The organism is Cupriavidus sp. MPR-AND1C, assembly GCF_058809705.1.
Window position 1 is genome coordinate 15,205 of record NZ_JBXASU010000010.1, and the last position, 25,938, is coordinate 41,142.

The following is a 25,938-nucleotide window of genomic DNA, read 5'->3' on the forward strand; positions in this document are numbered from 1 at the left end:
GATTGGAAGGAGTCATCCATGAAGATCGCTATCGCAGTGGCAATTGCAGTTCTCCTGCCGGGTACCGTCTACGCCGCAGGCCCCGCAAATCCAGCGGATCGCTACGACTACAACATGCGTAGCACCAACAAGGACGGCTATGTGCCGGACCCTCAGCGCACGACCAATAAAGACGGCTACGTACCCGACGCCGAACGCGCTACCAACAAGGACGGCTACGTGCCAGACACCGCAAAGGCCAACGACAAGTTTGACCCGTACACCCAGGGTGCCAACCAGAACACGGCCTCGGCGCTCACCGACTCAAAGGCTTCTACCAAGAAGCCTGCTGGCAAGGCGCCAAGCCAGAAGAAATCGCCCACTGCCGGCATGGACAAATAGCGCGGCCTGCTTAGCCAAAGTCCGACGCGGCGACAAGGGTGCAATAAAGCGGCGATAAGGCGGCTGTATAGCTGCAATGCAGCGGTGGCCGGGCCACGATTCGCAAGTCCGCGCAAACGCCGCGGCAAAGAAAAAGCCCCGCAGGAATCTGCGGGGCTTTTTCAACAATGGTGGGCCTCCCGTGAGTCGAACACGGCACCAACGGATTATGAGTCCGCTGCTCTAACCAGGCATGAGCTAGAGGCCCTGGAAAGTCAGACCGGCATGATACCGATCAACTGCCTTCAAGGAAACTCTTTAGCTTATCGGAGCGGCTCGGGTGACGCAGCTTGCGCAATGCCTTGGCTTCTATTTGACGGATCCGCTCGCGGGTGACGTCGAACTGCTTGCCAACTTCTTCCAGCGTGTGGTCCGTGCTCATCTCGATGCCGAAACGCATGCGCAGCACCTTGGCTTCGCGCGGCGTGAGCGAATCCAGCACGTCCTTGACGACGTCGCGCATGGAGCCGTGCAGCGCCGCTTCGGCCGGGGCCAGCGTGTTGGTGTCTTCGATGAAGTCGCCAAGATGGGAGTCGTCGTCGTCACCGATCGGCGTTTCCATGGAGATCGGTTCCTTCGCGATCTTCATGATCTTGCGGATCTTGTCTTCCGGCATCTCCATCTTCTCGGCCAGCGTTGCCGGATCCGGCTCGTTGCCGGTTTCCTGCAGTATCTGGCGCGAGATGCGGTTCATCTTGTTGATCGTTTCGATCATGTGCACCGGGATACGGATGGTGCGCGCCTGATCGGCGATCGAGCGGGTGATGGCCTGGCGGATCCACCACGTCGCGTAGGTCGAGAACTTGTAGCCGCGGCGGTATTCGAACTTGTCCACCGCCTTCATCAGGCCGATATTGCCTTCCTGGATCAGGTCGAGGAACTGCAGGCCGCGGTTGGTGTACTTCTTGGCGATCGAGATCACCAGGCGCAGGTTGGCCTCGGTCATCTCGCGCTTGGCTTCGCGGGCGCGCTTCTCGCCCTCGCTCATCTTGCGGTTGACTTCCTTGAGCTCCTTGAGCGGCAGCACCACGCGCATCTGCAGGTCGATCAGCTTTTGCTGCAGCTCGCGCACGGCCGGCACATTACGTTCGACGATGGTGCTGTACGGCTTGCCGTCTTTGATAATCGTGTCGATCCACTCGAGGTTGGTCTCATTGCCCGGGAAACGGGCGACGAAATCCGCACGCGGCATGCCACACTTGTCCACCACGATCTTCAGGATGGAGCGCTCGAGCTTGCGCACCTCGTCCACCTGACCACGCAGCGTGTCGCACAGGCGCTCGACGTTGCGGGCAGTGAAACGGATGCTCATCAGCTCGTTCAGGATGGCTTCCTGGGCCTTGACGTAGGACTTGGACTTGTAGCCTTCCTTCTCGAACGAGCGGCGCATCTTGTCGAACTGCTCGGCGATCACGCGGAATTTTTCCAGCGCGGCCAGCTTCAGTTCTTCGAGCTGGCGTGCCGAGGCAGCCAGGCCGCCAGCATCCTCATCCTCGTCTTCGTCCGATTCCTCGCCGTCAGACTCCAGCTCGTCTTCCTCGGCAGCCGCCACCACGGCCGGAGCCGGCGGGGCCACGGGCACGTCCGCGGCGTTCGGGTCGATCAGGCCGTCGACGAACTCGTCGATCTTGATTTCATCGCTGGCAACGCGCTCGGCCAGGGCCAGGATCTCGGAGATCGTGACCGGGCAGGCGGAGATCGCCATCACCATGTCTTTCAGGCCGGCCTCGATGCGCTTGGCGATCTCAATTTCACCTTCGCGCGTCAGCAGCTCCACCGTGCCCATCTCGCGCATGTACATGCGCACGGGGTCGGTGGTGCGGCCGAACTCCGAGTCAACGGTTGAAAGTGCTGCCTCAGCCTCTTCCTCAGCTTCTTCCTCGCTGGTGGCCGACGGTGCGTTGTCGTTGAGCAGCAGCGTTTCGGCGTCCGGCGCTTGTTCGTAGACGGCAATGCCGATGTCGTTGAGCGTGGCGACCAGCGTGTCGATCGTTTCCGAATCGACCATGTCGTCCGGCAGGTGATCGTTGATTTCCGCGTACGTCAGGTAGCCGCGCGACTTGCCGAGCTTGATCAGCGCCTTGAGCTTCTGGCGGCGTACTTCCAGTTCTTCCTCGGTACCCTGCTGCGTCGAGGCGAACTCCTTGAGCAGAGCCTTTTCCTTGGCCTTGCGGTCGCGAGCCTTTTGCTTGTCGCTCTTGGGCGCGGCAGTCGGCGTTGCTGCCGCGGGGATCTCGTCTTCGTAAAGCTCTTCAGTCACGTCGTCTGGTGTGCTGTCGTCGCGCTGCGCTCCGGCCTTGGGCTTGCGGCCACGCTTCTTCGGCTCCGGCTTGACTGCCGGAGCGGCGGGACGCTCGGATGCAACGGGGGCGGAAGTTGTGGCATTCGGCGTGGCCTCGGGCTCGGCGGCGCCTGGCTTGGCGTCTCCGGTCTTGGCGCTGGTCGCTGCCGCTTTCTTGCTCTCGACTTCGGTATTCTGCTGTTTCGCCACGGTAATACTCTTGCCTTTCACAGGTACAGATGCGGCGTTCTTGCCGCTTGTATTGGCGCTATCGCCGCTCTCGTGTGCCGAAGTCGAGGGCTTCAGGTTTTCGGATAGGTGGATCCCGGTGGAAGTGGACGCTGCGGGCGCCTTGGCGCTCAGAGCTGTCTTGGCAGGCACAGGCTGGGCTGGCGCCTTGACTGACGCAGCTGTCTTCGCAGCCGCCGTTGTTTTCACGGACGCCTTGCCGCTCCCCGACTGGGGAGTTTTAGTGGAAACCTTTTCGGTTGCTTTGGCCTTTGCCATTGGCACGCTCACTTTCACCAGAAGGGGAGAGAAAGATCTCGCTATCCAAACCGGCTATTGTAGCACTAGCAATTAGCCGGCTTCCTAACAGGTGAGGTTTTCACCTGAAAAATCAAGGCTTAAGCGTAGCCAGGCCGCGCCAAACCTTCACTTATTTGTCACCACCCACCTTGCCCGACCTACCGGACGGTCAATAGGATTCAGCCCGATTCAACCCAACTGCCGACGGCGATTGATCTCGCTGACCAGCCATCGCATGCGGCTCTTGCCTTGCTCATCCGCGGTGCCCATGATCACCGACTGCTGGAGCATGTCGAGCTCGCGGCGCAACGGCCCCGCCAGCAGCTTGGCGATGGCGGTATCGAACTCCTGCTCGGCAGGCTCCTCATCGATCTCTTCGCGCAGTACCGCGGCGCGCACATTGGCGTAGACCTCGGCGTACGGCGACTGCGCGAGATGCTCGCTAAAGGCCGCGAAGTTCACCTCGCCCCGCAACTCGTCGCACGCTGACACCAGATGCGCCAGCACTTCGGCATCGGCCTGCTCGTCTTCCAGCAGCAGGGCCCGGCTATCGGCGTCGAGCCGGCTCGACAGCTGCGGGTAGCGCATCAGCAACTGCAGCACCCGCTGCTCCAGCCCGGTGGGGGCCTGGCGCTTGGTGCGCGGCCGCGGCTGGGCAAAACGCCCGACCCGTGCCGGGTCGCTCGCCAGCCCGCAGACGGCTTCGATTTCGGCCGGCGTGGTGCCGGTGGCATCGGCCAGCTCGCGCACGATCTGCAGCCGCAGGCCGCCTGCGGGCATGGACTGCAGCAGCGGCTTGGCCTCGTACTGGGCGCGGGCGCGCCCTTCGGCCTGACGCAGCTCCTGCCCCTCCGACACCACCTGCAGCAAGAAGCGCGACAGCGGCATGGCATCGCGCACCTGCGCGGCAAACGCGTCGGTGCCCTGCTCGCGCACATAGCTGTCCGGGTCGTGCTCGGCGGGCAGGAACAGGAAGCGGATGGTCTTGTTGTCCGCCACGTACGGCAGGCAGGCCTCCAGGGCCCGGCGCGCCGCGCGGCGCCCGGCGGCGTCGCCGTCGAACGAGAACACCACGGCATCGGTCTGGCGCAACAGCTTTTGCACATGCACCGCCGTGCAGGCCGTGCCCAGCGTGGCCACGGCGTTGGCAAAGCCCAGTTGCGCCAGGGCCACCACGTCCATATAGCCTTCGACCACCAAAACATAGCCGGTTTCCCGGATCGCATGGCGGGCCTCGAACAGGCCATACAGCTCGGTGCCTTTGCTGAACAGGGGCGTTTCCGGCGAATTCAGGTACTTGGGCTCGCCCTGCCCCATCACCCGCCCGCCAAAGCCGATCACCTGGCCCTTGGTGCTGCGGATGGGAAACATGATGCGGTCCCGGAAACGGTCGTAGCGCCGCGGCTTGCCGTCGGCGTCGCGCTTCTCGGCGCTTTCGATCATCAGGCCGGCTTCCACCAGCGGCCCGGCGATCGCATCGTCGCGGTAATTGCCGAACACCGGCTCCAGCCCCTGCCAGTCGTCCGGGGCATAGCCCAGGCCAAACTGCGCCGCGATCTCGCCGGTCAGGCCGCGGCTCTTGAGGTACTGGATCGCCTGCGGCGCGCTGCGCAACTGCTTGCGGTAGAACTCGGTCGCGCGGGTCATGGCATCGGACAGCGCCAGCGAGCGCGCCTGCACTTCGGCACGCTGGGCCGGCGCCAGCCGGTCACGCTCCTCGGGCACGGACAGGCCGACCGATTGCGCCAACTCGCGTACTGCATCGGGGTAGGATTGCCCCGAGTATTCCATCAGGAAGCCGATGGCCGAGCCATGCGCCGCGCAACCAAAGCAGTGATAGAACTGCTTGGTCGGCGAGACCGTGAACGACGGCGACTTCTCGTTGTGAAAGGGGCAGAGCCCCATGAAGTTGGCGCCGCCCTTCTTCAACTGCACGTACTTGCCCACCACATCGACTATGTCGACACGGTTGAGCAGGTCCTGAATGAAGGATTGCGGAATCACCCGGCTTGTCGTCCTATGGCCGAACTGCCCGTGGAACCGGGCAGCGGCGATATCTGGTTCATGAAGTGCGTGACCGGCACTGCGCTTTCCGGCCTCTTAACACTACATTGTAGTGCAGACGCAACGGATTGCAGCCAGCGCCGGCGAGGGGTGCCTGGCAAAAAGTGCCTTTAGCTGTACTCCGCAGCCTCCCGCCGCCAAGTGCCAGCTAGCGCCCCGCCCCGGTCAACGCCCCGCCAGCGCAGCCTTGACCAGACCGGAGACGGCGGTCATGTCGGCACGGCCGGCCAGTTTGGCCTTGAGCACGGCCATGACCTTGCCCATGTCCTGCGGGCCGGTGGCGCCGGTTTCCGTGACCGCGGCCTGCACTTCGGCGGCCACTTCCGCATCCGACAGGGCCGCCGGCATGTAGACCTTGAGCACTTCGATTTCCGCGCTCTCCTTGTCAGCCAGGTCGGTGCGGCCGGCCTGGGTGAACTGGGAGATGGAGTCCTTGCGCTGCTTGATCAGCTTTTCGATCACGGCCTGCACGGCGGTGTCGTCGAGCTCGATGCGCTCATCCACTTCCCGTTGCTTGATGGCGGCCAGCAGCAGGCGGATGGTGCCGAGGCGCTCGGTCTCGCGGGCACGCATGGCGGCCTTCATGTCTTCGGTTACACGGGCTTTGAGGGACATCGCATTATTCCAGGAAAGTGAGGGCGGGACGGTGCCGGCCGGGCGCAACGCCGGCCGTCGGGCCGCCAATGCAAAAACCCGCCGGAGCGTTGCCCACAGCGGGTTTTGATGCGGAACGCGAAGGGTACGCTCAGTACATCTTCTTCGGCAGCATCAGGCTGCGGATGCGCTTGTAGTGGCGCTTTTCGGCGGCAGCCTTCTTGCGCTTGCGCTCCGCCGTCGGCTTTTCGTAAAACTCGCGAGCCCGCAATTCAGTCAGCAAGCCGTTTTTCTCGATGGTGCGCTTGAAACGACGCATGGCAACTTCAAACGGCTCGTTTTCTTTAAGGTGGATCGTGGTCATTTTGCTGAAATAAGTAGCAGCTGTTAGCGGTTTTACGAAAGCTACAAGTGTAGCACAGGCGCTGTCAAGCCCGTATGGCGGTTTTTTTGCCGCCATATTGCTTACGACACTCAGGCCGTCCCCGCCACCATGGCCCTTGCGTTCTCGGCCACCGCCTGCCCGGCGGCCACGCCGGATGCCCAGGCCCACTGGAAGTTATAGCCGCCCAGCCACCCGGTGACGTCGACCACCTCGCCGATGAAATACAGGTTGGGCACGGTGCGCGCCATCATGGTCGCCGACGACAGCGCGCGCGTGTCCACGCCGCCGAGCGTGACCTCCGCCTTGCGGTAGCCCTCGGTGCCCGCCGGCACCAGTTGCCAGCTGTTGAGCGCCGCGCCGAGCCGGCGCAGTGCCTTATCCGGCATATCGTGCAGCGGCTGCGCGCCGTTCAGGCCCGCTGCCGCGCACCAGGCGTCGGCCAGACGGGCCGGCAGGCGCTCGGCGAGCAGGTTGGCCAGGTGCTTGCGGCTGCCACCCTTTTGCTCGAGCAGCCACTCACTGGCGTCGTTGCCGTCGAACAGGTCGATGGTGATCGGCGTGCCAGGGCGCCAGAAACTGGAAATCTGCAGCACGGCCGGGCCGGACAGGCCGCGATGGGTCCACAGCAAGTCCTCGCGGAAGGCGCCGGCCGTCTTGCCGCTTCCCGTCGCAATGTCCACCTCCATCGACACGCCGGCCAACGGCACGAACGGCGCCCAGCCCTGCCCGTCGAACGTCAGCGGCACCAGCGCCGGGCGCGTCTCGACAACGCCCAGCCCGAACTGGCGGGCAATGCGGTAGCCGATGTCGGTGGCGCCGATCTTGGGGATGGACAGGCCGCCTGTGGCCACCACCAGCGCGCCGGCCCGCACCGGCCCGCTTGCCGTCATCAGCAGGAAATCGTCGCCCTCGCGCCTGACCTCGTCCACGCCGCAGCCGGTGCGCCAGTGCACGTTGCCCTCGCCGCATTCGGCACGCAGCATCTCGATCACCTGCTCGGCGCTGTCGTTGCAGAAGAGTTGGCCGCGGTGTTTCTCGTGCCAGTCGATCTCATGCTTGCGCATCAGCGCGAGAAAATCCTGCGGCGTGTAGCGAGCGAGCGCGGAACGACAGAAGTGCGGATTAGCTGACAAGAAATTGGCCGGCCCCGCCTGCAGGTTGGTGAAATTGCAGCGTCCGCCACCGGAGATGCGGATTTTCTCCGCCACCTTGGTGGCGTGGTCGATCAGCACCACGCTGGCGCCCCCCTGCCCCGCCACAGCGGCGCACATCATGCCGGCGGCCCCGGCGCCAAGCACCGCCACGTCGAAGCGCCCTGCGCGCGCGCCGGCCTGGCCGGCCTCTGTGGTCTGCTTGCTGCCCATGTCTGTCTTGCCCAATGAATGCCTGATTAGTGCCCGCGGAAGAAGCGCCGATTGTAGCGAAAAGCATGGCCAGCGCCGCTGTGCTACCCTGCTGGCCTCATGCCCGGCTGCCGGCCCGATGGTCGTCAGCCCGCTCCAACCCCTTGATTTGCCGGCCTCGCTTGATGCCGGCCTTGCCTCTCCCATGCTTGTCCTCGGCATCGAATCCTCCTGCGACGAAACCGGCCTCGCGCTCTACGACACGCAATCCGGCCTGCTCGCCCACGCCCTGCATTCGCAGATCGCCATGCACCGCGACTACGGCGGCGTCGTGCCTGAACTCGCCTCGCGCGACCATATCCGCCGCGTGCTGCCGCTGTTGCAGCAGGTGCTTGACGAAGCCGGCCGCACCCGCGCCGACATCAACGCGATTGCCTTCACCCAAGGCCCCGGCCTGGCCGGCGCGCTGCTGGTGGGTGCGTCGGTGGCCAACGCCCTGGGCTTCGCACTGAACGTGCCGATGCTGGGCGTGCACCATCTCGAAGGCCACCTGCTGTCGCCGCTGCTGACAGCCAATCCGCCGCCATTCCCGTTCGTTGCCTTGCTGGTTTCGGGCGGGCACACGCAGTTGATGGAAGTGCGCGGCATCGGTGATTACGCCTTGCTGGGCGAGACCCTGGACGATGCCGCCGGAGAAGCGTTCGACAAGACCGCCAAGCTGCTCGGCCTGAGCTACCCGGGCGGCCCGGAAGTCTCGCGGCTGGCTGAATTCGGCGTGCCCGGCACATACGCCCTGCCGCGTCCGATGCTGCATTCGGGCACCCTCGATTTCTCCTTCGCCGGCCTGAAAACCGCCGTGCTCACGCAAACCCGCAAGCTGGGCAATGTGTGCGAGCAGGACCGGGCCAACCTGGCGCGCTCCTTTGTCGATGCCATCGTCGACGTGCTGGCCGCCAAGTCGATGGCCGCGCTCAAGCAGACCGGCCACCGGCGCCTGGTGGTGGCCGGCGGCGTGGGCGCCAACCGGCAGCTGCGCGAGCGGCTGAACCAGCTTGGCGCGCAGAAGAAGATCGAGGTCTACTATCCGGACCTGGCCTTCTGCACGGACAACGGCGCCATGATCGCCTTCGCCGGCGCCATGCGCCTGCAAGCCGCGCCGGAGCTGGCCAAGCGCGACTACGGCTACGGCGTGACGCCGCGCTGGGAGCTGTCGGACATCCGGCTGCCGGAGCGCCCCGCCGCCTGAAGCGAACGCCTCGATGCAGTAAAAAAGCCACCTCACGGTGGCTTTTTTACTGAGGCACAGCGGGCTTACTGCGCGCGCTTGTCGCGCTCGATCACGGCGTAGGCGCTGTGATTGTGGATGGACTCGAAGTTCTCGGCCTCCAGCACATAGGCCACGATGCGATCGTCCGCATTCAGCCGCATGGCGATATCGCGCACCAGGTCCTCGACGAACTTGGGGTTCTCGTAAGCGCGCTCGGTGACAAACTTCTCGTCCGGGCGCTTGAGCAGGCCCCACAACTCGCACGAGGCTTCTTCTTCGGCCATGCGCACCAGCGCCTCGACCGGCAGGTCGGCCGCCAGCTCGACGTTCATGGTGATGTGCGAGCGCTGGTTGTGCGCGCCGTACTGCGAGATCTTCTTCGAGCACGGGCACAGGCTGGTGACCGGAACCAGGGCTTTCAGGAAGACCTTGGTGGCGCCGTTGCGCACTTCGCCGATCAGCGTGACTTCATAGTCCATCAACGATTGCACGCCGGATACCGGCGCGGTCTTGTTGATGAAATACGGGAAGGTCACTTCGATGCGGCCAGCCTCGGCTTCCAGCTTGAGCAGCATCTTGTCGAGCAGCGTGCGGAAGCTCGCCAGTTCCAGCGGCTCGCGTTCTTCTTCCAGCAAAGCGACGAAACGCGACATGTGCGTGCCCTTCTGGTCGGCAGGCAGATGCACGTCGAGATTGAAGGTGCCGACGGTGGCCAGTACGCCGGCCGGCGTCTTCAGCGACAGGGGGTAACGCACGCCCTTCACGCCAACCCGCTGGATGGGGATCTGGCGGGTATCGAGGCTCGACTGCACGTCGGGCATCACAAAGGCGGGATTGATGTCATTCATATCGATCAGGTTTCCTCTACGGTCGCGGCATTTTTCGCAGTCAACCTTGCCGCGCAACGAGTGTGAAACCGCGGGGATGGCAAAGCCGATGGCTTCCCGCAGCTGCGAACACAGAACCTTGGATTCTAAGGGAATTTGCCTTTGACTGCCCACGAGCGGGACGATACCCGTACGGGGAGCACGGGTGATGGCATCGGGAAACCATCAGGAAAACCGGCGCGCCCGCAAGCCGCGGGCGCGCCGTTGGCTCAGGCCGCGCGGGTGGCGACGGCAGGCTGGGCCAGGTTGAAGCGCTCGCGCACCGATTGCTCGATGCCCTTGGCATCCAGCCCGCACTGCGACAGCAGGAAGGCCGGGTCGCCATGATCGACGAAGCGGTCAGGCAGGCCGAGCTGCAGCACCGGCATGGCGATACCGGCGGCAGCCAGCGCTTCGAGCACCGCGCTGCCTGCGCCGCCCATCACACAGCCTTCTTCAACGGTGACGAGGTAGTCATGCTCGCTCGCGAGCTTCTTCACCAGTTCTTCGTCGAGCGGCTTGACAAAGCGCATGTTGGCCACCGAGGCGTCGAGCGCCTCGGCCGCACCCAGCGCCGGATGCAGCATCGAGCCGAATGCCAGGAAGGCCACGCGCTGGCCGGCGCGCGCGCCGCCCGTACGGCGCATCTCGCCCTTGCCCACCGGCAGCGCGGTGAGCGCGGCCCCGGTCGCCACACCGGTGCCGGCGCCGCGCGGGTAACGCACGGCGGTCGGGCAATCCTGCTGGTACGCGGTGGTCAGCAGCTGGCGGCATTCGTTCTCGTCGGCCGGCGTCATCACCATCATGTTGGGGATGCAACGCAGGAACGCGATATCGTAGGCACCTGCGTGGGTAGCGCCGTCGGCGCCGACCAGGCCGGCGCGGTCGAGTGCGAACACCACCGGCAGATTCTGCAGCGCCACGTCGTGGATCAGCTGGTCATAGCCGCGCTGCAGGAACGTGGAGTAGATCGCCAGCACGGGCTTGAGCCCTTCGCAGGCCAGCCCGCCGGCGAACGTCACGGCATGCTGCTCCGCGATGCCCACGTCGTAGTAGCGGCTGGGGAAGCGCTTCTCGAACTCGACCATGCCGGAGCCTTCGCGCATGGCCGGCGTCACCGCCACCAGCTTGGGGTCGGCGGCGGCCATGTCGCACAGCCATTCGCCGAACACCTGCGTGTAGGTCTTGCGGGCGGGCTTGGTCGACGGGCGGATGCCTTCGGCCGGGTTGAACTTGCCGGGACCGTGGTACAGGATCGGGTCGGCCTCGGCCAGCTTGTAGCCCTGGCCCTTCTTGGTAACCACGTGCAGGAACTGCGGGCCGCCGCCTTCGAGGGCGCGCTGGCGGATGTTCTGCAGCGTCGGCACCAGCGATTCGAGATCATGGCCGTCGATCGGGCCGATGTAGTTGAAGCCGAACTCCTCGAACAGCGTCGCCGGCACCATCATGCCCTTGGCATGTTCCTCGAAGCGCTTGGCGAACTCGAGCACCGGCGGGGCAACCGACAGCACGCGCTCGATGCCCTTCTTGGTGGCCGCGTAGAACTTGCCGCTCATCAGCCGCGCGAGGTGGCTGTTGAGCGCGCCCACCGGCGGCGAGATCGACATGTCGTTGTCGTTGAGCACCACCAGCAGCGGCAGGTCCTTGTAGACACCGGCGTTGTTCATGGCCTCGAAGGCCATGCCGGCGGTCATCGCGCCGTCACCGATCACGGCGATGGAAACGCGCTTCTCGCCCAGCGTGCGGGCGCCCAGCGCCATGCCCAGCGCAGCCGAGATGGAGGTGGAGGAATGCGCGGTGCCGAAGGTGTCGTACTCGCTCTCCGAGCGGCGCGGGAAGCCCGAGATGCCGCCCCACTGGCGCAGCGAATGCATGCGGTCGCGGCGACCGGTCAGGATCTTGTGCGGATAGCTTTGGTGCCCCACGTCCCAGACGACGCGGTCGTCCGGTGTATTGAACACATAGTGCAGGGCAATGGTCAGCTCGACCGTGCCCAGGTTGGACGACAGGTGGCCGCCGGTTTGCGACACCGATTCGAGCACGTAGGCGCGGAGTTCGTCAGCCAGTGTCTTGAGCTGGCGGCGGTCCAGCCTGCGAAGGGCTGCGGGGTCGTCAATAGTTTTGAGCAGTGCGTAGGTCATGATGTCCGTTCGGCGGCCGGATTCTTGTGCCCGGTTGTCGGTTTTTCCTGCGTATCCATTCAATTCGAGCGCAGCACGATGAGATCGGCCAGTTCGCCCAGGCGTCGGGCGCGCGCGCCGAACACCGCCAGCGCTTCGTGCGCCGTGGCCCGAAGCTGCTGCGCCAACTGGCGTGCAGGCTCGAGCCCCATCAGCGACACGTAGGTCGGCTTGTCGTTTGCGGCGTCCTTGCCGGCGGTCTTGCCCAGCGTGGCGGTATCCGCGGTCACGTCGAGGATATCGTCCACCACCTGGAACGCCAGGCCCACGGCTGCGGCGTAGCGGTCAAGCGCGGCCAGGCCGGCTTCGTCCACGGCACCGCAGCAGGCGCCCATGCGCACGCTGGCGCGCAGCAACGCACCGGTCTTCATGCGATGCATGCCTTCCAGTTCTTCCAGCGACATGGCCAGGCCGACATGCTGCAGGTCGATCGCCTGCCCGCCTGCCATGCCCACCGAGCCGGAGGCCCGGGCCAGTTCCGCTACCAGGCGCAGGCGCGCGGCAGCATCGAGCGAGGCCAGCAAGGCCGATTCGGCCAGCACCACGAAGGCCTGGGTCTGCAGCGCGTCGCCCACCAGCAGCGCCGTCGCTTCATCGTAGGCCTTGTGCACGGTGGGACGGCCACGACGCAAATCGTCATCGTCCATGCAGGGCATATCGTCATGCACCAGCGAGTACGCGTGGATCATCTCCACCGCGCTGGCTGCCGCGTCGCAGGCCTCGGGGGCAGCGCCCGCCACTTCACCCGCCGCGTGCACCAGCAAGGGGCGAACCCGCTTGCCACCGCCGAGCACAGCATACCGCATGGCTTCGTGCAGCGTGCAAGGCACTGTTTGCGCAGCCGGCAGCCCGGCGTCGAGCGCGGCCTCGGTCCTGGCGCCCGTGGCGCGCATCCAGGCAGCGAAATCGCCGGCTTCGGTAGCTTCGGTAGTTTGATGCGATTCGCTCATTCCAGGTCTCCGGCGTCGGCGGCCATGGGCTTGAGCACATCGCCCTCCAGCACTTTAACCTGTTGTTCCACGCGTTCGAGCATCTGCTGGCAGTACCTGACCAGTTCGGCCCCGCGCTTGTACGCGGCCAAAGAATCTTCCAGCGGCAAGGCGCCGCCCTCCATGCTGGCTACCAGTGCCTCCAGTTCGGCCATGGCGGCCTCGTAGGAGGCGGGCGGCGCGGAGGCGGACCGCTGGTCGGTCGCGGCCGGATCGGCCTGGGCCGGGGAGCTCGTAGTCTTTGGCATTGCGGACATTGAATCTGGGGAAGCTGGGATTTTACGCCAAAGCGGGACATTGCCCGCATCCCATGCAACAAGGGGCATGGACAGCGTTGCCGGAAAGTGACTTGTGCGCTTGGGTCGTCTTTCCGAATGCGCCCCGAACGACACCTCCATGACGACCCGGGTCGACTTTTTCGCTAAAAAGGCTAAATAATCAGTCCCTTAACTTTTTCGCTCGGGTACAATCCGCGGTTCGTCAGCGCGATCTCCATCTGTCGGTCCAGAAGCGGGCCAGGGCGCGGCTGACTGTCTTTCCCATATCGATTTCTTTTTCGATGGTTGGGTTGTTCACTGCTTTCGCCTGTCATAGGGAGTGGGGATAATGTCCAATCTCAGCACCGCGCTGAAACTGGTGCCGGCTGATACGCAGTTGCCCGTAAACGTCTACATCGACGAGGCACTGCATCAACAAGAACTGGAACTGCTGTTCAAGAAGGGCCCGGGCTATGTCGGCCACGAACTGATGATCCCCGAAGCGGGCGATTTTCAGGCACTGGCCGCCGAGGACGAGGGCCGCATCCTGGTACGGAATGCCGACGGGATCGAGCTCATGTCCAATGTCTGCCGCCATCGGCAGGCCATCATGCTCAATGGCCGCGGCAATGCGAAGAACATTGTCTGCCCCTTGCACCGCTGGACCTACGACCTGAAGGGCGAACTGCTCGGCGCGCCGCATTTCGCCGAGCGTCCGTGCGTCCATCTGAACCGCTCGCCGCTACAGAACTGGAACGGCCTGCTGTTCGAGGGCCAGCGCGACGTTCGGGCCGACCTGGCACGCCTGGGCGTGGCCGAAGACCTGAACTTCGAAGGCTACCTGCTCGACCACGTCGAGATCCACGAGTGCAACTACAACTGGAAGACCTTTATCGAGGTGTATCTGGAGGACTACCACGTCGTGCCGTTCCACCCGGGCCTCGGGAGCTTTGTCTCCTGCGACGACCTGAGCTGGGAGTTCGGCGACTGGCACAGCGTCCAGACCGTTGGGTTGCACGCGGGCCTGAAGCGCCCGGGCAGCCCCACGTACCAGAAGTGGCATGAGGCCGTGCTGCGCTTCAACAACGGCGTGCTGCCCAAGTACGGCGCGATCTGGCTCACCTACTACCCCAACATCATGGTGGAGTGGTATCCGAACGTGCTGGTGGTCTCCACCCTGCACCCGCTCGGGCCGAACAAGACGCGCAACGTCGTGGAGTTCTACTACCCCGAGGAAATCGCGCTGTTCGAGCGCGAGTTCGTCGAGGCCGAGCGCGCCGCCTACATGGAAACCTGCATCGAGGACGACGAGATCGCCGAGCGCATGGATGCCGGGCGCCGGGCGCTGGCCAAACGCGGCGTCAGCGAGACCGGCCCGTACCAGTCGCCCATGGAGGACGGTATGCAGCACTTTCATGAATGGTATCGCCGCGCCATGTCCTTTACGGACTGACCCGCCAGCCAAGGCCCAGCGGGCCACGGCATCGACAGCGCAGCGCAGCGACGAAGCAAGCAAGCAAAACGGACCGCCCAGGCGGTCCGTTTTGCCTTTGGTGCGGTGCACACTCGCTGATACAATCGCCGCTCCCGGTGTGCGCCCGGCGCCTCGCCGCCTGCCATGCCGGCCATCCGCCCCATGCGGAGCCTTTCGCGATCCAGTTCCCCGCCCCCGCCAGGAGCCGTTTCGCGCGCTGTCCATTCTTCCTTTCGCCCCACCATGCAATCGCTCTGGATGCTGTTCGCCGCCTTCGCCTTCTCGTTAATGGGGGTGGGCGTCAAGCTGGCATCCGAGATCTATGCCACGGGCGAGATCGTGTTCTACCGCAGCCTGATCGGCGTGGCCATCATGTGGACGGTGCTGGCTTCATCCGGCACGTCGGTGCGCACACCGCACATGGCCATGCATATCAAGCGCAGCTTGTTCGGCGTGACCGCCCTGCTGCTGTGGTTCACCTCGATCACCATGCTGCCGCTGGCCACGGCAATGACCCTGAATTACATGTCGCCGGTCTGGATCGCGCTGATCCTGGGCGCCGGCGCGGCCTTGACCGGCACCGGCGGCGCGGACCGCAAGCTGATCGGCGCCATCCTGATGTCGTTCGGCGGCGTCATCTGCTTGTTGCAGCCTTCCGTCGGCCATAACCAGCTCACCGGCGGCCTGATCGGCCTGATCTCCGGCATGTTCACCGCGCTGGCCTATGTCGAAGTGCGCCAGCTCGGTCAGCTGGGCGAGCCCGAAGGCCGCATCGTGTTCTATTTCTCGGCAGTCGGGATGGTGGTAGGCCTGGCGTGGATGCTGTACACCGGCCCGAGCACCCACACCTGGCGCGGCGCGGGCCTGCTGCTGGCCATCGGCATCCTGGCCACGCTCGGCCAGACCGCGATGACGCGCGCCTACAAGCGCGGCAACACGCTGCTCACCGCCAACCTGCAATACGCCGGCATCGTGTTCTCCAGCCTGTGGGGCATGATTGTCTGGCGCGACCAGCTCAACTGGCTGTCTTGGGTTGGCATGGCACTCATCATTGCCAGCGGCATCGCCACCACGTTGACGCGGGCGCGCGAAGGCTCCAACCGGCAGCCAACCGCCGATACCCCGGTCAAGTCGGCCGAGGCGGAAGTGCACCCCGAGGTGTAGGATCTGGGGTGGCGGAGCGTGCTCACCCCGCCGCCCGCGCCCGCCTGTGCCGTTGCAGCGCGACTATCCCAATCCAAGGTTACGCCATGTTCACCACCCTGATCTCCAGCCAGGACCTGCGCGCGCTGCGCGACGACGGCAGCCGCCACAGCGTCCTGATCGACTGCAGTTTCGACCTGGCCAACGCGGCCGCCGGACGCGAGGCCTATCACCTGGGCCATCTTCCCGGCGCCTTCTACCTGCACCTGGACAACGAACTGTCCGGCGAGAAGACCGGCACCAACGGCCGGCACCCGCTGCCGGACCCGAACACGCTGAGCGCGCGCCTGCGCGTGCTGGGCGTAGACGAAGACACCCAGGTCATTGCCTACGACGCGCAGGGCGGCATGTACGCAGCGCGCGCCTGGTGGCTGTTGCGCTGGCTGGGCCACAGCGCGGTGGCCGTGCTGGATGGCGGCAAGAATGCGTGGGTGGCGGCAGGCCTGCCGCTCGAGTCGGGCAGCACGCCAGAGCCCCAAACCCCGGGCAACCTGACGCGCAAGGCCTCGCTGGTCGCCATGGTGGATACCGATGCCGTGCTGGCGAACCTGGCAAACCCGACCCGGCTGGTGGTGGACGCCCGTGCGGCAGACCGCTTCCGTGGCGAGAACGAAACGCTGGACCCGGTGGGTGGGCATATCCCCGGCGCGGCCAACCGCTTCTTCAAGGACAACCTGGAGGGAAACGGCAGTTTCAAGCCGGCTAGCGCGTTGCGCCAGGAGTTCGGGCAAGTGCTGGGCAGCAAGCCGGCCAGCGAGGCGATCATGCAGTGCGGCTCGGGCGTGACCGCCTGCCACAACCTGCTGGCACTGGAGGTGGCCGGCATGCCGGGCGCCGCGCTCTATCCGGGCTCGTGGAGCGAGTGGTGCGCCGACCCGGCGCGGCCAGTGGCAAGCGGGTCCTGATGGCGGGCGGCGCAAGCCGCCCGGGCCAGCTTATCTGGCGGCAGCCGCCACGCCATGTGCATGGCCATGGCCATGCACTTCGTGCACGCCATTGGTGATGAAGAAGATGGCGCAGATCCCGGTGGCGACGAGCACGACCTGGATGATCGATTCGCGCCAGCGCGGCTTGCGCTGCATCTGCGGCATCAGGTCGCTTACGGCGATATAGACGAAGCTGCTTGAAGCAATCACCAGCACGTAGGGAATCCAGCCGCTCATCTGGTCGAGCAGGTAATACCCCACCACGCCGCCGGCGATGGCCGCCAGGCTGGACAGCAGGTTAAAGGCAAAGGCACGCGCCTTCGAGAACCCGGCATTGAGCAGCACGATGAAATCGCCCACCTCCTGCGGGATCTCGTGCGCGGCGATGGCCAGCGCGGTAACCAGGCCAATATGCGGATCCGCCAGGAAGGCCGCGGCGATCACGATGCCGTCGGCGAAATTGTGGAAGGTATCGCCCACCAGGATGGTCATGCCGCTACGGCCAGCCTCCTCTCGGTCATGGCCGTGGTGATGGTGGTGCCCATCGCCCTCGTGATGATGCGAGTGGCGCAGCAGCGCGACTTTCTCCAGCAGGAAGAAGCCGAGCAGGCCGGCCAGCAAGGTGCCGAACAAGGCACGCGGATCAGCACCGGACTCGAACGCCTCGGGCAGGGAATGCAGCAGCGCCGTGGCCAGCAGCACCCCCACCGAGAAACTCACCATGCGCTCGACCACGCGGGAAGCCACGGTCAGCGACAACAGCGCCGCGCCAAAGATACTGCCCACCCCCGAGATGGTGGCGGCAAGCAGGATGTAGACAAGCGTGGAATCGATGATGGGCTCCTGGGATCGGCATTCCGCTCTTGGAGAGCAGCATCGACCTCAAACGCAACACTGTTGCAAGAAACGAAGCCCGCATTGTACGTAGATTGCAGCCGGTTTTGCAAATCCCGCGGCACAAGCCGTGGCCGGCGGCGCCGGGCCACGGCTGCAAACGTGCGCTAGGGCGGGCCGCGCCTCAAACCCCGTGCTGCTTGAACCACGCCAGGCAGCGCTGCCAGCCGTCCTTGGCATCGGCTTCCCGGTAACTCGGACGGTAGTCCGCGTTGAAGGCATGGCCGGATTCCGGGTAGACCACGAAGGTGGAAGCCTTGGCAAAGGGGTCGCCCGATACCGCCAGCGCTGCCTTCATCTTCTCGACCTGCTCCTGCGTGATGCCGGTGTCCTTGCCGCCATACAGGCCTAGCACCGGCACCTTGAGCTGGCCGGCCAGGTCAATCGGGTTGCGTGGCTTGATCGGGGTTGGCTCGCCCACCAGCTGGCCATACCAGGCCACGCCGGCCTTGATCTGCTGGCTATGCGCGGCGTACAGCCAGGTAATGCGCCCGCCCCAGCAAAAACCGGTGATGGCGAGCCGGCTGGTATCGCCGCCGTTGCCCTTGGCCCAAGCCACGGCAGCATCGAGATCGCCCATCACCTGCTCGTCGGGCACCTTGGAAATGAGCTTCGCCTGCAGCTCCTGGATGGTGCCGAAGCTGCTCGGGTCGCCCTGGCGCGCGAACAGCTCCGGCGCGATGGCGAGATAGCCCAGCTTGGCAAAGCGCCGGCAGATGTCGGCAATGTGCTCATGCACGCCGAAGATCTCGCTCACCACCAGCACCACCGGCAGGTTGGTCTTGCCTTCCGGCTGGGCGCGGTACGCCGGCATGTTGAAGCCGCCCGAGGGAATCGTCACCTCGCCGGCGGCAAGGCCTGCGAAATCGGTCTTGATGGCCTGTGCCATCACGGGCAAGGCTGCTGCGGCAAAAGCCGAACCCAGCGCCGTCTTGACGAAGGCGCGGCGGTCAAAGGACTGGCTGGGTACGAGGCTTTCAACTTCTGGCTTCAGCATGCGGTCTCCTGTCTGGCATGGATGGCGAATCTGGATGGACAGCGCACGGGGTGGCACCGCCGCCGTGGCGAGATCCGATTCTAAGCAAACATGGAGTTCAGCGCACGCAGCCGGCAAGCGGGGCGATTCGCAGTCCGATTCGCCCCGCACCGGCCCGTGTCAGTGCAGCTTGACGCGCGGGCTGGTCTTGCTGCGCAGCCAGTGGGTCACGGTATCCAGCCCCATGCCCACGGCGCCGTGCAACGCCATGACGTGCATGCGGTACAGGGAGCTGTACATCACGCGCGCCATCAACCCTTCGATAAACATGGAACCGCCGATCAGGCCGCCCATCAGGCTGCCGACCGCGCTGAAATGCCCCAGCGACACCAGCGAGCCCAGGTCCTTGAACCCGAACGACGGCAGCGGCTTGCCGGCCAGGCGCGCGCGCAGCGCGCCGTAGAGGAACGTGGCCTGCTGGTGCGCGGCCTGGGCCCGCGGCGGCACCGCGCCCTGCTTCTCGGGCCAGGGGCAGCTGGCGCAGTCGCCAAAGGCAAAGATATCGGGATCGGCCTCGCTTTGCAGCGTGGGCTTGACGATGATCTGGCCCATGCGGCTGACCGGCAGGCCAAGGGTGGACAGCACCGCCGGCGCGGTAATGCCGGCGGCCCACACCGTCAGGTCGGCGTCGATGCGCTTGCCGCTGGCGGTCAGCACCGCGTCCTCGGTGACTTCGGTCACGCGCTCGGCGGTGAGCACTTCGATATCGAGCTTGTGCAGCAGCTTGGTGGTTTCGGTGGCCACGCGCTCGGACAGCGCGGGCAGGATGCGCGGGCCGGCCTCGACCACGTGGATGCGCACATCGCGGCGCGGATCGAGCTGATGCAGCCCGTAAGCGCTGAGCACGTGCGCGGTATTACGCAACTCGGCAGAGAGCTCGACACCGGTGGCGCCGGCACCGATGATGGCAACGTCCACGCGCGGGCGGCCGTCCTCGCCGATGCGCCCGCGCCCGTTCTGGGCGCGCACGCAGGCCGAGATCAGCTTGCGGCGGAAGCGCTCCGCCTGGTCCACGGTGTCGAGCGCGATGGCGTTCTCGGCAGCGCCGGGCACGCCGAAGAAATGCGTGACGCAGCCAATCGCCAGCACCAGCGTGTCATAGGAAAGATCGCGGGCGGGCAAGAGCTCCGTGCCGTCGAGGTCGACACAGGCCGCCACCGAGATGGTCTTGCGGCCCCGGTCGATGCCGGTCAGCTCGCCTTGCTGGAATTCGAAGTGATGCCAGCGGGCCTGTGCCACGTATTCGAGTTGATGGGTGTGGGGATCCATGCTGCCGGCGGCAACTTCATGCAGCAGCGGTTTCCAGATATGCGTGGGGGAGCGGTCCACCAGTACCACCTGCGCGGCCCCGCCCTTGCCGAGCTTGTCGCCCAGCCGCGTGACCAGCTCGAGCCCGCCTGCTCCTCCTCCGACTACGATGATGCGATGCGCCCTTCCCTCTGTGCTCATGATCTACCCAGTGTCGTCGATATTCTTTTGCGGGGCCTGACGCAAGCCAGTGACCTCGGCGTTTCATCAGTCTGCTGCACAGCAGCACAACTGGCAAGACGCCATTCACCGATTCAGCGGTCGCTTCAATCGAAACCAGGATGCAGGAATACCGGGACGGGTGCAATCCCGGGGCGGCCCCGAAAGCCGTCCCGCGAGCTTAGTGCGCCTCCTCCCAGTTGCTGCCGCTGCCAACCTCGGCCACCAGCGGCACACGCAGTTCAGCCACGTTGCACATCAGTTCCGGCAGCTTCACCTTGACCAGTTCCAGCTCGGCCTGCGGGACTTCCAGCACGAGTTCATCGTGCACCTGCATGACCTGGCGCGTGCCCAGGCCGTCGCGTTCCAGCCAGTCCTGCACCGCGATCATCGACAGCTTGATCAGGTCGGCGGCCGTGCCCTGCATCGGCGCGTTGATGGCGGCGCGCTCGGCGCCCTGGCGGCGCGGGCCATTGCCGCCATTGATATCCGGCAGCCACAGGCGGCGGCCGAACACGGTCTCGACGAAGCCCTGCTCGCGCGCGGTCTGGCGCGTTTCTTCCATGTACCGCGCCACACCGGGATAGCGCATGAAATAGCGGTCGATGTAGTGCTTGGCAGCCTCGCGCTCGATGCCGAGGTTGCCGGCCAGGCCGAAAGCGCTCATGCCGTAGATCAGGCCGAAGTTGATGACCTTGGCATAGCGGCGCTGCTCGCTGCTGACGGCATCCGGCGCCACGCCGAAGATCTCCGCGGCGGTGGCGCGGTGCACGTCCTCGCCCTCGGCGAAGGAGCGCATCAGGTTCTCGTCGCCAGAGATATGGGCCATGATGCGCAACTCGATCTGCGAGTAGTCGGCCGACACGATCACGTTGCCCGGCCCGGCGATAAAGGCCTCGCGGATGCGCCGCCCTTCCTCGGTGCGCACCGGGATGTTCTGCAGGTTGGGCTCGGTGGAAGCCAGCCGGCCGGTCACCGCGGTGGTCTGCCCGTAGCTGGTATGCACGCGGCCGGTGGCCGGGTTGACCATCTTGGGCAGCTTGTCGGTGTAGGTGGACTTGAGCTTGGCCAGGCCGCGGTAGTCCAGCAGCAGCTTGGGCAGCGGGTAATCCTCGGCCAGCTTCTGCAACACCTCTTCGTCAGTGGACGGCGCGCCGCTGGCGGTCTTCTTGACCACCGGCAGCTTCATCTGGCCGAACAGGATCTCGCCGATCTGCTTGGGCGAGCCCAGGTTGAACGGCTGGCCCGCAGCCTCGTACGCGGCCTGCTCCAGCGTCAGCATGCGCTGGCCGAGCTGCGTGCTTTGCGCGCCCAGGCGCTCGGCGTCGATCAGCACGCCGTTGCGCTCGATCTTCTGCAGCACCACCGAGACCGGCATCTCGATCTTCTCGTAGACGTAATGCACCCCCGGCAACGCCTCGACCTGCGGGTACATGTTGCGATGCAGGCGCAGCGTGACGTCGGCATCCTCGGCCGCGTACTCCGTGGCGCGCGCGATGTCGATCTGGTCAAAGCCGATCTGGCTCGCGCCCTTGCCGCACACTTCCTCGTAGCTGATGGTCTTCAGGCCGAGCAGGCGCTCGGCCAGGCTGTCCATGCCATGATTGCGGTGGGACGCCAGCACGTAGCTCTGCAGCATGGTGTCGTGCACGATGCCGCGCAGGCTGACGCCGTGATTGGCAAAGACATGGGAATCGTACTTCAGGTTCTGGCCGACCTTGCCGCGCGACGGGTCTTCGAGCCAGGCGCGCATGCGCGCCAGCACGGCCTCGCGCGTGAGCTGGCCATAGGCTTCCAGGCCCACGACATCCGGGCCGCGGTGCGCCACCGGGATATAGCAGGCTTCGCCCGGCTCGATCGACAGCGAGATGCCGACCAGCTGGGCCTGCAGCGGCTCCAGCGAGGTGGTCTCGGTATCGATGGACACCAGCGGCGCGGTTTCGATGCGCCGCATCCAGGCCTCCAGCGCCGCCTCGGTGGCCACGGTTTCGTAGCGGATCTGGGCCGGGGCCGGGGCGCTGTCGAACAGGCCGCCCTGGGCCGGACCCGCGTCGGCTCCCGCCGCGGCACCGCCGGCCGCGGGCGGCGCCGCGCTTGCGCGTGCCTGGGCGCGCGGGTTGGGCAGGCTTTCGCCGGTGGCCTCGCGCAGCCAGGTCTTGAAGCCATAGCGCGCAAAGAAGTCAATCAGCTTGTCCTTGTCCTCGCTGCCACCCTCGAGCCGGTGGAAGTCGGCCAACGAACTCGTCAGGTCGCAATCGGTCTTGACCGTCACCAGCTCGCGCGCCTTGGGCAGCCACGCCAGCGTGTTGCGCAGGTTCTCGCCCACCACGCCCTTGATGCCGGGGGCATTGGCCATGACATCGTCGAGCGTGCCGTACTCGGTCAGCCATTTGACCGCGGTCTTGGGGCCCACCTTGGGCACGCCGGGCACGTTGTCCACGGCGTCGCCAATCAGCGAGAGATAGTCGACGATGCGCGCCGGCGGCACGCCGAACTTGGCGGCCACGCCGGGCGGGTCGAGGATTTCGCCGCTCATGGTGTTGACCAGCGTGACATGGCCGTCGACCAGCTGCGCCAGGTCCTTGTCACCCGTGGAGACCACCGTGCGCATGCCTTCGGCGGTGGCCCGGCGCGCCAGCGTGCCGATCACGTCGTCCGCCTCCACGCCTTCCACCACCACGATGGGCCAGCCCAGCGCACGCACCGCTTCGTGGATCGGCTCGATCTGCTTGGCCAGGTCCTCGGGCATCGACGGGCGATGCTCCTTGTAGGCCGGGTACAGGTCGTCGCGGAAGGTCTTACCCTTGGCGTCGAACACGCAGGCGCTATACTCTGCCGGGAAATCGCTGCGCAGCTTGCGCAGCATATTGATCATGCCGTAGATTGCCCCTGTGGGCAGGCCCTCTGCGTTCCTCAGGTCCGGCAGAGCGTGATACGCACGATACAGATAGCTCGACCCATCGACGAGCAAGAGTGTTTTTGGACTATCCGACATTCCCATGGACTCAAAATTGACTGGTGCCGCCGCAGGCGGTGCGAACGCCGCCCCCCCTTCCGACGCAGCCGGCGCCGATAATCCGGCGGCGGCCCTCAAGCAGGCCGCGCAAGGCGGTATTACCACCGCGGCCGATATGGACGTGAACGTGACGGTCGGCGCCGCTGCCGATGGCCCGGGAGATACGTCTCCCGCCGCCGGCATCCGCGCCAACCCACGCAAGATGATTCCCAGCCTGCGTGCGCTGGCCGACGAAGACCGCGCGACAGCAAAGAAGGCGCGCGCTTCGTGGCAAATGTTCACGATTATGGCAGAGTTCATCGAGGCGACCGAGTACCTTTCCGAGATCCGCCCGGCGGTTTCGATCTACGGCAGCGCGCGCCTGCGCGAGGATTCGCCTTACTACCAGCGCACCATCGAGATCGCCCGCCTGTTCTCCGACGCTGGCTTCGCGGTGATCTCGGGCGGCGGCCCTGGCATCATGGAGGCAGCCAACAAGGGCGCCCACGCGGGCAAGTCGGCCAGCGTGGGCCTGAACATCGAGCTTCCGCACGAGCAGCAAGGCAATCCCTACCAGGACATCGCCATGCGCTTTCGCCACTTCTTCACGCGCAAGGTCACCTTCGTCAAGAATTCGGACGCCTTTATCGTGATGCCGGGCGGTTTCGGCACGCTGGATGAGCTGGCCGAAGTGCTGACGCTGGTGCAGACCGGCAAGTCCCGCGCCGTGCCGGTGGTGCTGTTCGGCAGCCGCTTCTGGAAGGGCCTGCTTGACTGGTTCCGCTTCACGCTGCTGCCGATGGGCCTGATCGCCGAGCACGACCTCGACCTGATGAAGATCGTGGACGAGCCGCACGAAGTGCTCGAAGCGGTGTATGAGTACTACGAGCAGCGCGGCGGCGACAACCCGATTCCTCCCAAGGAAGAGATGTTCTACCTGTAAGCCAGGCAGGACAAGCCCGCCAGGCGGCTTCCGGGCGCGCCGCCCGCCCCGCAAAGGTGCCCGTCGGGTCACCGCGGGGGCCCGGCGCGGGCAGGAATTGCTAGAATGGAAGCCTGACACACTGCCAAAGCCCGGCGCCGCCGGGCTGCAGCGCCATTTGTGGCGCAGCATGCCCCCGGCCTGCTGCACCGCGCAGGAGCCTTCAATGACCTCCCCCTCACTCCTGGCCACCGCCCGCGCGCAAGCGCCGGAGCCGCTTGGAGCCCCCCGTCCGGCCGCCCTGCGCGCGCTGGCTTTTGCGGCATTGGTGGCGCTTGGCGCCCCGGCCGCGGTGATGGCGCAGCCGGCCGAGCAGGCAGGCGGCGCGCTGACCCAGCAAGAGCTGAACCAGATCAATGACCGGCCGATCACCTCGCCGGCCAAGACCCAGCTGAACCAGCCGCGCGAACCGAGCTTCCAGCTCAATGAGCGGGATGGCACCCAGATCCGGGAATACAAGAACAAAGGCCAGGCCACCGATATCGAGGTCAAGTCCGGCATGGGCACCAAATACCAGATGAGCAAGCCGGAAGACAGCTCGCCAAAGATCCGGGACCACGACACGAACCGCGTACCATCGGTCAAAGTGCTGCAATTCTGAGCATCGGCGTGCCGGGTTTTAGCACCCCGGCTCCCGGGTCCTGGGTTTCGCTTTCTGCTTCTCGTTTTCTGTTTTCCGATTTCACACGACCCCGCCAGATGATCACGGCGGGGCCGCGCCGGCGCTTCCGGCATCCATGCCGCGAAAGCCAAGCTCTGCTTGCGCCCGCCACCATCCGTTTCGATTCACACAAAAAGTATGGCCGTATTCACCACGGTCTCGCCGGACGAGATCGCCAGTTGGCTCCTTGATTACAACCTGGGCGAAATGCGCGACTTGCGCGGCATTGCCTCGGGCATCGAGAACAGTAATTTCTTCCTGACCATGGAGCAGGACGGCGTCACGCGCGAGTACGTGCTGACCATCTTCGAGCGCCTGACGTTCGAGCAACTGCCGTACTACCTGCACCTGATGGCCCACCTGGCCGCGCACGACATCCGCGTGCCGGCGCCCATCCCGGGCCGCGACGGCGAGATCCTGCGGGCGCTCAAGGGCAAGCCGGCGACCATCGTCACGCGCCTGCCGGGCGGCTCGCAGCTGGCGCCAGGCGTGGGGCAGTGCGCGCAAGTCGGCGACATGCTCGCCCGCATGCACCTTGCCGGCCAGAGCTATCCGCGCCAGCAGCCCAATCTGCGCAGCCTGCCGTGGTGGCAGCAAACAGAAGGCGAGATCCTGCCCTTCCTGGATGCCGGCCAGCAAGCGTTGTTGCGCGAGGAACTGGCCCACCAGACCGCTTTCTTCGGCGGCGCGGACTACGCGGCGCTGCCCGGCGGCCCTTGCCATTGCGACCTGTTCCGTGACAACGCGCTGTTCGAGGACGGCCCCGCCGGGCAGGAGAAACTGGGCGGCTTCTTCGATTTCTACTTCGCCGGCAACGACAAGTGGCTGTTCGACCTGGCCGTCACCGTCAACGATTGGTGCATCGACCTGGCCAGCGGCGCGCTCGACGCCGACCGTGGCCAGGCCTTGCTGCGGGCTTATCATGCCGTGAGGCCGCTGGGCCCCATCGAGGCGCGGCACTGGCGCGACATGCTGCGCGCCGGCGCACTGCGCTTCTGGATTTCCCGCCTGTGGGACTTCTACCTGCCACGCGAGGCCGACATGCTGCAACCGCATGACCCGACCCACTTTGAACGCATCCTGCGCCGGCGCATCGAAGCTGCCGCGCTGCCCTGGACCTGACCGT

Annotated in this window: 21 protein-coding genes and 1 tRNA gene; 8 read left to right on the forward strand and 14 right to left on the reverse strand. The window is 65.6% G+C overall.

The genetic code is table 11. The features are described from left to right. The first annotated feature begins 18 nt into the window (after positions 1 to 18). A complete protein-coding gene (locus tag AC1RWI_RS08405) occupies positions 19 to 381 on the forward strand; it encodes a hypothetical protein (protein ID WP_043348266.1) in 363 nt (120 codons plus the stop codon). A 168-nt stretch (positions 382 to 549) separates the two neighbouring features. On the opposite strand, the gene AC1RWI_RS08410 is transcribed toward AC1RWI_RS08405, so the two are convergent. From AC1RWI_RS08410 to AC1RWI_RS08435, 6 genes are all read right to left on the reverse strand, one after another. Then, positions 550 to 628 (reverse strand) — tRNA-Ile (locus tag AC1RWI_RS08410). Positions 629 to 655: 27 nt separating this feature from the next. Further along, positions 656 to 2,932, reverse strand: a complete 2,277-nt coding sequence (rpoD, locus tag AC1RWI_RS08415) for an RNA polymerase sigma factor RpoD (protein ID WP_043348269.1) — start codon at positions 2,930 to 2,932, stop codon at positions 656 to 658. A 486-nt stretch (positions 2,933 to 3,418) separates the two neighbouring features. Continuing rightward, the gene (gene dnaG, locus AC1RWI_RS08420) at positions 3,419 to 5,233 is read right to left on the reverse strand and encodes a DNA primase (protein WP_043348273.1); all 1,815 of its coding nucleotides are present in this window, start codon (positions 5,231 to 5,233) and stop codon (positions 3,419 to 3,421) included. Between the two features lie 225 nt (positions 5,234 to 5,458). Beyond that, positions 5,459 to 5,908, reverse strand: a complete 450-nt coding sequence (locus AC1RWI_RS08425) for a GatB/YqeY domain-containing protein (protein WP_043348277.1) — start codon at positions 5,906 to 5,908, stop codon at positions 5,459 to 5,461. A 130-nt stretch (positions 5,909 to 6,038) separates the two neighbouring features. Beyond that, a complete protein-coding gene (gene rpsU, locus AC1RWI_RS08430) occupies positions 6,039 to 6,251 on the reverse strand; it encodes a 30S ribosomal protein S21 (RefSeq protein ID WP_043348281.1) in 213 nt (70 codons plus the stop codon). Positions 6,252 to 6,361: 110 nt separating this feature from the next. Continuing rightward, positions 6,362 to 7,636, reverse strand: a complete 1,275-nt coding sequence (locus tag AC1RWI_RS08435) for a BaiN/RdsA family NAD(P)/FAD-dependent oxidoreductase (protein WP_043348284.1) — start codon at positions 7,634 to 7,636, stop codon at positions 6,362 to 6,364. Positions 7,637 to 7,820: 184 nt separating this feature from the next. Between AC1RWI_RS08435 and tsaD the strand changes: the two genes are divergently transcribed. Further along, on the forward strand, positions 7,821 to 8,861 hold the full coding sequence (gene tsaD / locus AC1RWI_RS08440; RefSeq protein ID WP_043352164.1) for a tRNA (adenosine(37)-N6)-threonylcarbamoyltransferase complex transferase subunit TsaD: 1,041 nt from the start codon (positions 7,821 to 7,823) through the stop codon (positions 8,859 to 8,861). A 65-nt stretch (positions 8,862 to 8,926) separates the two neighbouring features. Here tsaD and folE2 read toward each other — a convergent pair whose 3' ends face one another. From folE2 to AC1RWI_RS08460, 4 genes are all read right to left on the reverse strand, one after another. Further along, a complete protein-coding gene (gene folE2 / locus AC1RWI_RS08445) occupies positions 8,927 to 9,730 on the reverse strand; it encodes a GTP cyclohydrolase FolE2 (protein WP_043348288.1) in 804 nt (267 codons plus the stop codon). Positions 9,731 to 9,978: 248 nt separating this feature from the next. Then, complete coding sequence (gene dxs / locus AC1RWI_RS08450) at positions 9,979 to 11,889, reverse strand: 1-deoxy-D-xylulose-5-phosphate synthase (protein ID WP_043348292.1); 1,911 nt, start codon at positions 11,887 to 11,889, stop codon at positions 9,979 to 9,981. A gap of 59 nt (positions 11,890 to 11,948) precedes the next feature. Further along, on the reverse strand, positions 11,949 to 12,878 hold the full coding sequence (locus AC1RWI_RS08455; RefSeq protein WP_043348295.1) for a polyprenyl synthetase family protein: 930 nt from the start codon (positions 12,876 to 12,878) through the stop codon (positions 11,949 to 11,951). Beyond that, the gene (locus AC1RWI_RS08460) at positions 12,875 to 13,165 is read right to left on the reverse strand and encodes an exodeoxyribonuclease VII small subunit (protein ID WP_043348298.1); all 291 of its coding nucleotides are present in this window, start codon (positions 13,163 to 13,165) and stop codon (positions 12,875 to 12,877) included. Before AC1RWI_RS08460 ends, AC1RWI_RS08455 begins: the two co-directional genes overlap by 4 nt. Before the next feature lie 358 nt (positions 13,166 to 13,523). Between AC1RWI_RS08460 and AC1RWI_RS08465 the strand changes: the two genes are divergently transcribed. The 3 genes from AC1RWI_RS08465 to AC1RWI_RS08475 all read left to right on the forward strand — a co-directional run bounded on the left by AC1RWI_RS08465 (position 13,524) and on the right by AC1RWI_RS08475 (position 16,756). Then, positions 13,524 to 14,627 carry an aromatic ring-hydroxylating oxygenase subunit alpha gene (locus AC1RWI_RS08465; protein ID WP_043348302.1) on the forward strand — a complete coding sequence of 368 codons (1,104 nt, stop codon included), beginning with the start codon at positions 13,524 to 13,526 and terminating at the stop codon, positions 14,625 to 14,627. Between the two features lie 264 nt (positions 14,628 to 14,891). Next, a complete protein-coding gene (locus AC1RWI_RS08470) occupies positions 14,892 to 15,812 on the forward strand; it encodes a DMT family transporter (RefSeq protein ID WP_492865731.1) in 921 nt (306 codons plus the stop codon). Positions 15,813 to 15,898: 86 nt separating this feature from the next. Then, positions 15,899 to 16,756: a sulfurtransferase gene (locus AC1RWI_RS08475; protein ID WP_492865733.1), complete on the forward strand. Its 858-nt coding sequence runs from the start codon at positions 15,899 to 15,901 to the stop codon at positions 16,754 to 16,756. Positions 16,757 to 16,786: 30 nt separating this feature from the next. Here the strand turns inward: AC1RWI_RS08475 and AC1RWI_RS08480 are convergent, their stop codons facing one another. The 4 genes from AC1RWI_RS08480 to polA all read right to left on the reverse strand — a co-directional run bounded on the left by AC1RWI_RS08480 (position 16,787) and on the right by polA (position 23,169). Further along, the gene (locus AC1RWI_RS08480; protein ID WP_492865800.1) at positions 16,787 to 17,614 is read right to left on the reverse strand and encodes a ZIP family metal transporter; all 828 of its coding nucleotides are present in this window, start codon (positions 17,612 to 17,614) and stop codon (positions 16,787 to 16,789) included. Between the two features lie 181 nt (positions 17,615 to 17,795). Continuing rightward, positions 17,796 to 18,668: a dienelactone hydrolase family protein gene (locus AC1RWI_RS08485; RefSeq protein ID WP_043348314.1), complete on the reverse strand. Its 873-nt coding sequence runs from the start codon at positions 18,666 to 18,668 to the stop codon at positions 17,796 to 17,798. A 159-nt stretch (positions 18,669 to 18,827) separates the two neighbouring features. Beyond that, complete coding sequence (locus tag AC1RWI_RS08490; protein WP_043348317.1) at positions 18,828 to 20,156, reverse strand: NAD(P)/FAD-dependent oxidoreductase; 1,329 nt, start codon at positions 20,154 to 20,156, stop codon at positions 18,828 to 18,830. Between the two features lie 199 nt (positions 20,157 to 20,355). Then, entirely contained in the window at positions 20,356 to 23,169 is a 2,814-nt protein-coding gene (gene polA, locus AC1RWI_RS08495; RefSeq protein ID WP_492865736.1) for a DNA polymerase I, read from the reverse strand. 4 nt (positions 23,170 to 23,173) lie between these two features. Between polA and AC1RWI_RS08500 the strand changes: the two genes are divergently transcribed. The 3 genes from AC1RWI_RS08500 (at position 23,174) to AC1RWI_RS08510 (ending at position 25,934) form a co-directional block, all read left to right on the forward strand. Continuing rightward, positions 23,174 to 24,112, forward strand: coding sequence for an LOG family protein (locus tag AC1RWI_RS08500; protein ID WP_063778417.1), 939 nt, complete (start codon positions 23,174 to 23,176; stop codon positions 24,110 to 24,112). Between the two features lie 205 nt (positions 24,113 to 24,317). Further along, positions 24,318 to 24,752, forward strand: coding sequence for a hypothetical protein (locus AC1RWI_RS08505; protein WP_043348323.1), 435 nt, complete (start codon positions 24,318 to 24,320; stop codon positions 24,750 to 24,752). Between the two features lie 198 nt (positions 24,753 to 24,950). Further along, positions 24,951 to 25,934, forward strand: coding sequence for a homoserine kinase (locus AC1RWI_RS08510; protein WP_043348327.1), 984 nt, complete (start codon positions 24,951 to 24,953; stop codon positions 25,932 to 25,934). Positions 25,935 to 25,938: the final 4 nt, after the last annotated feature.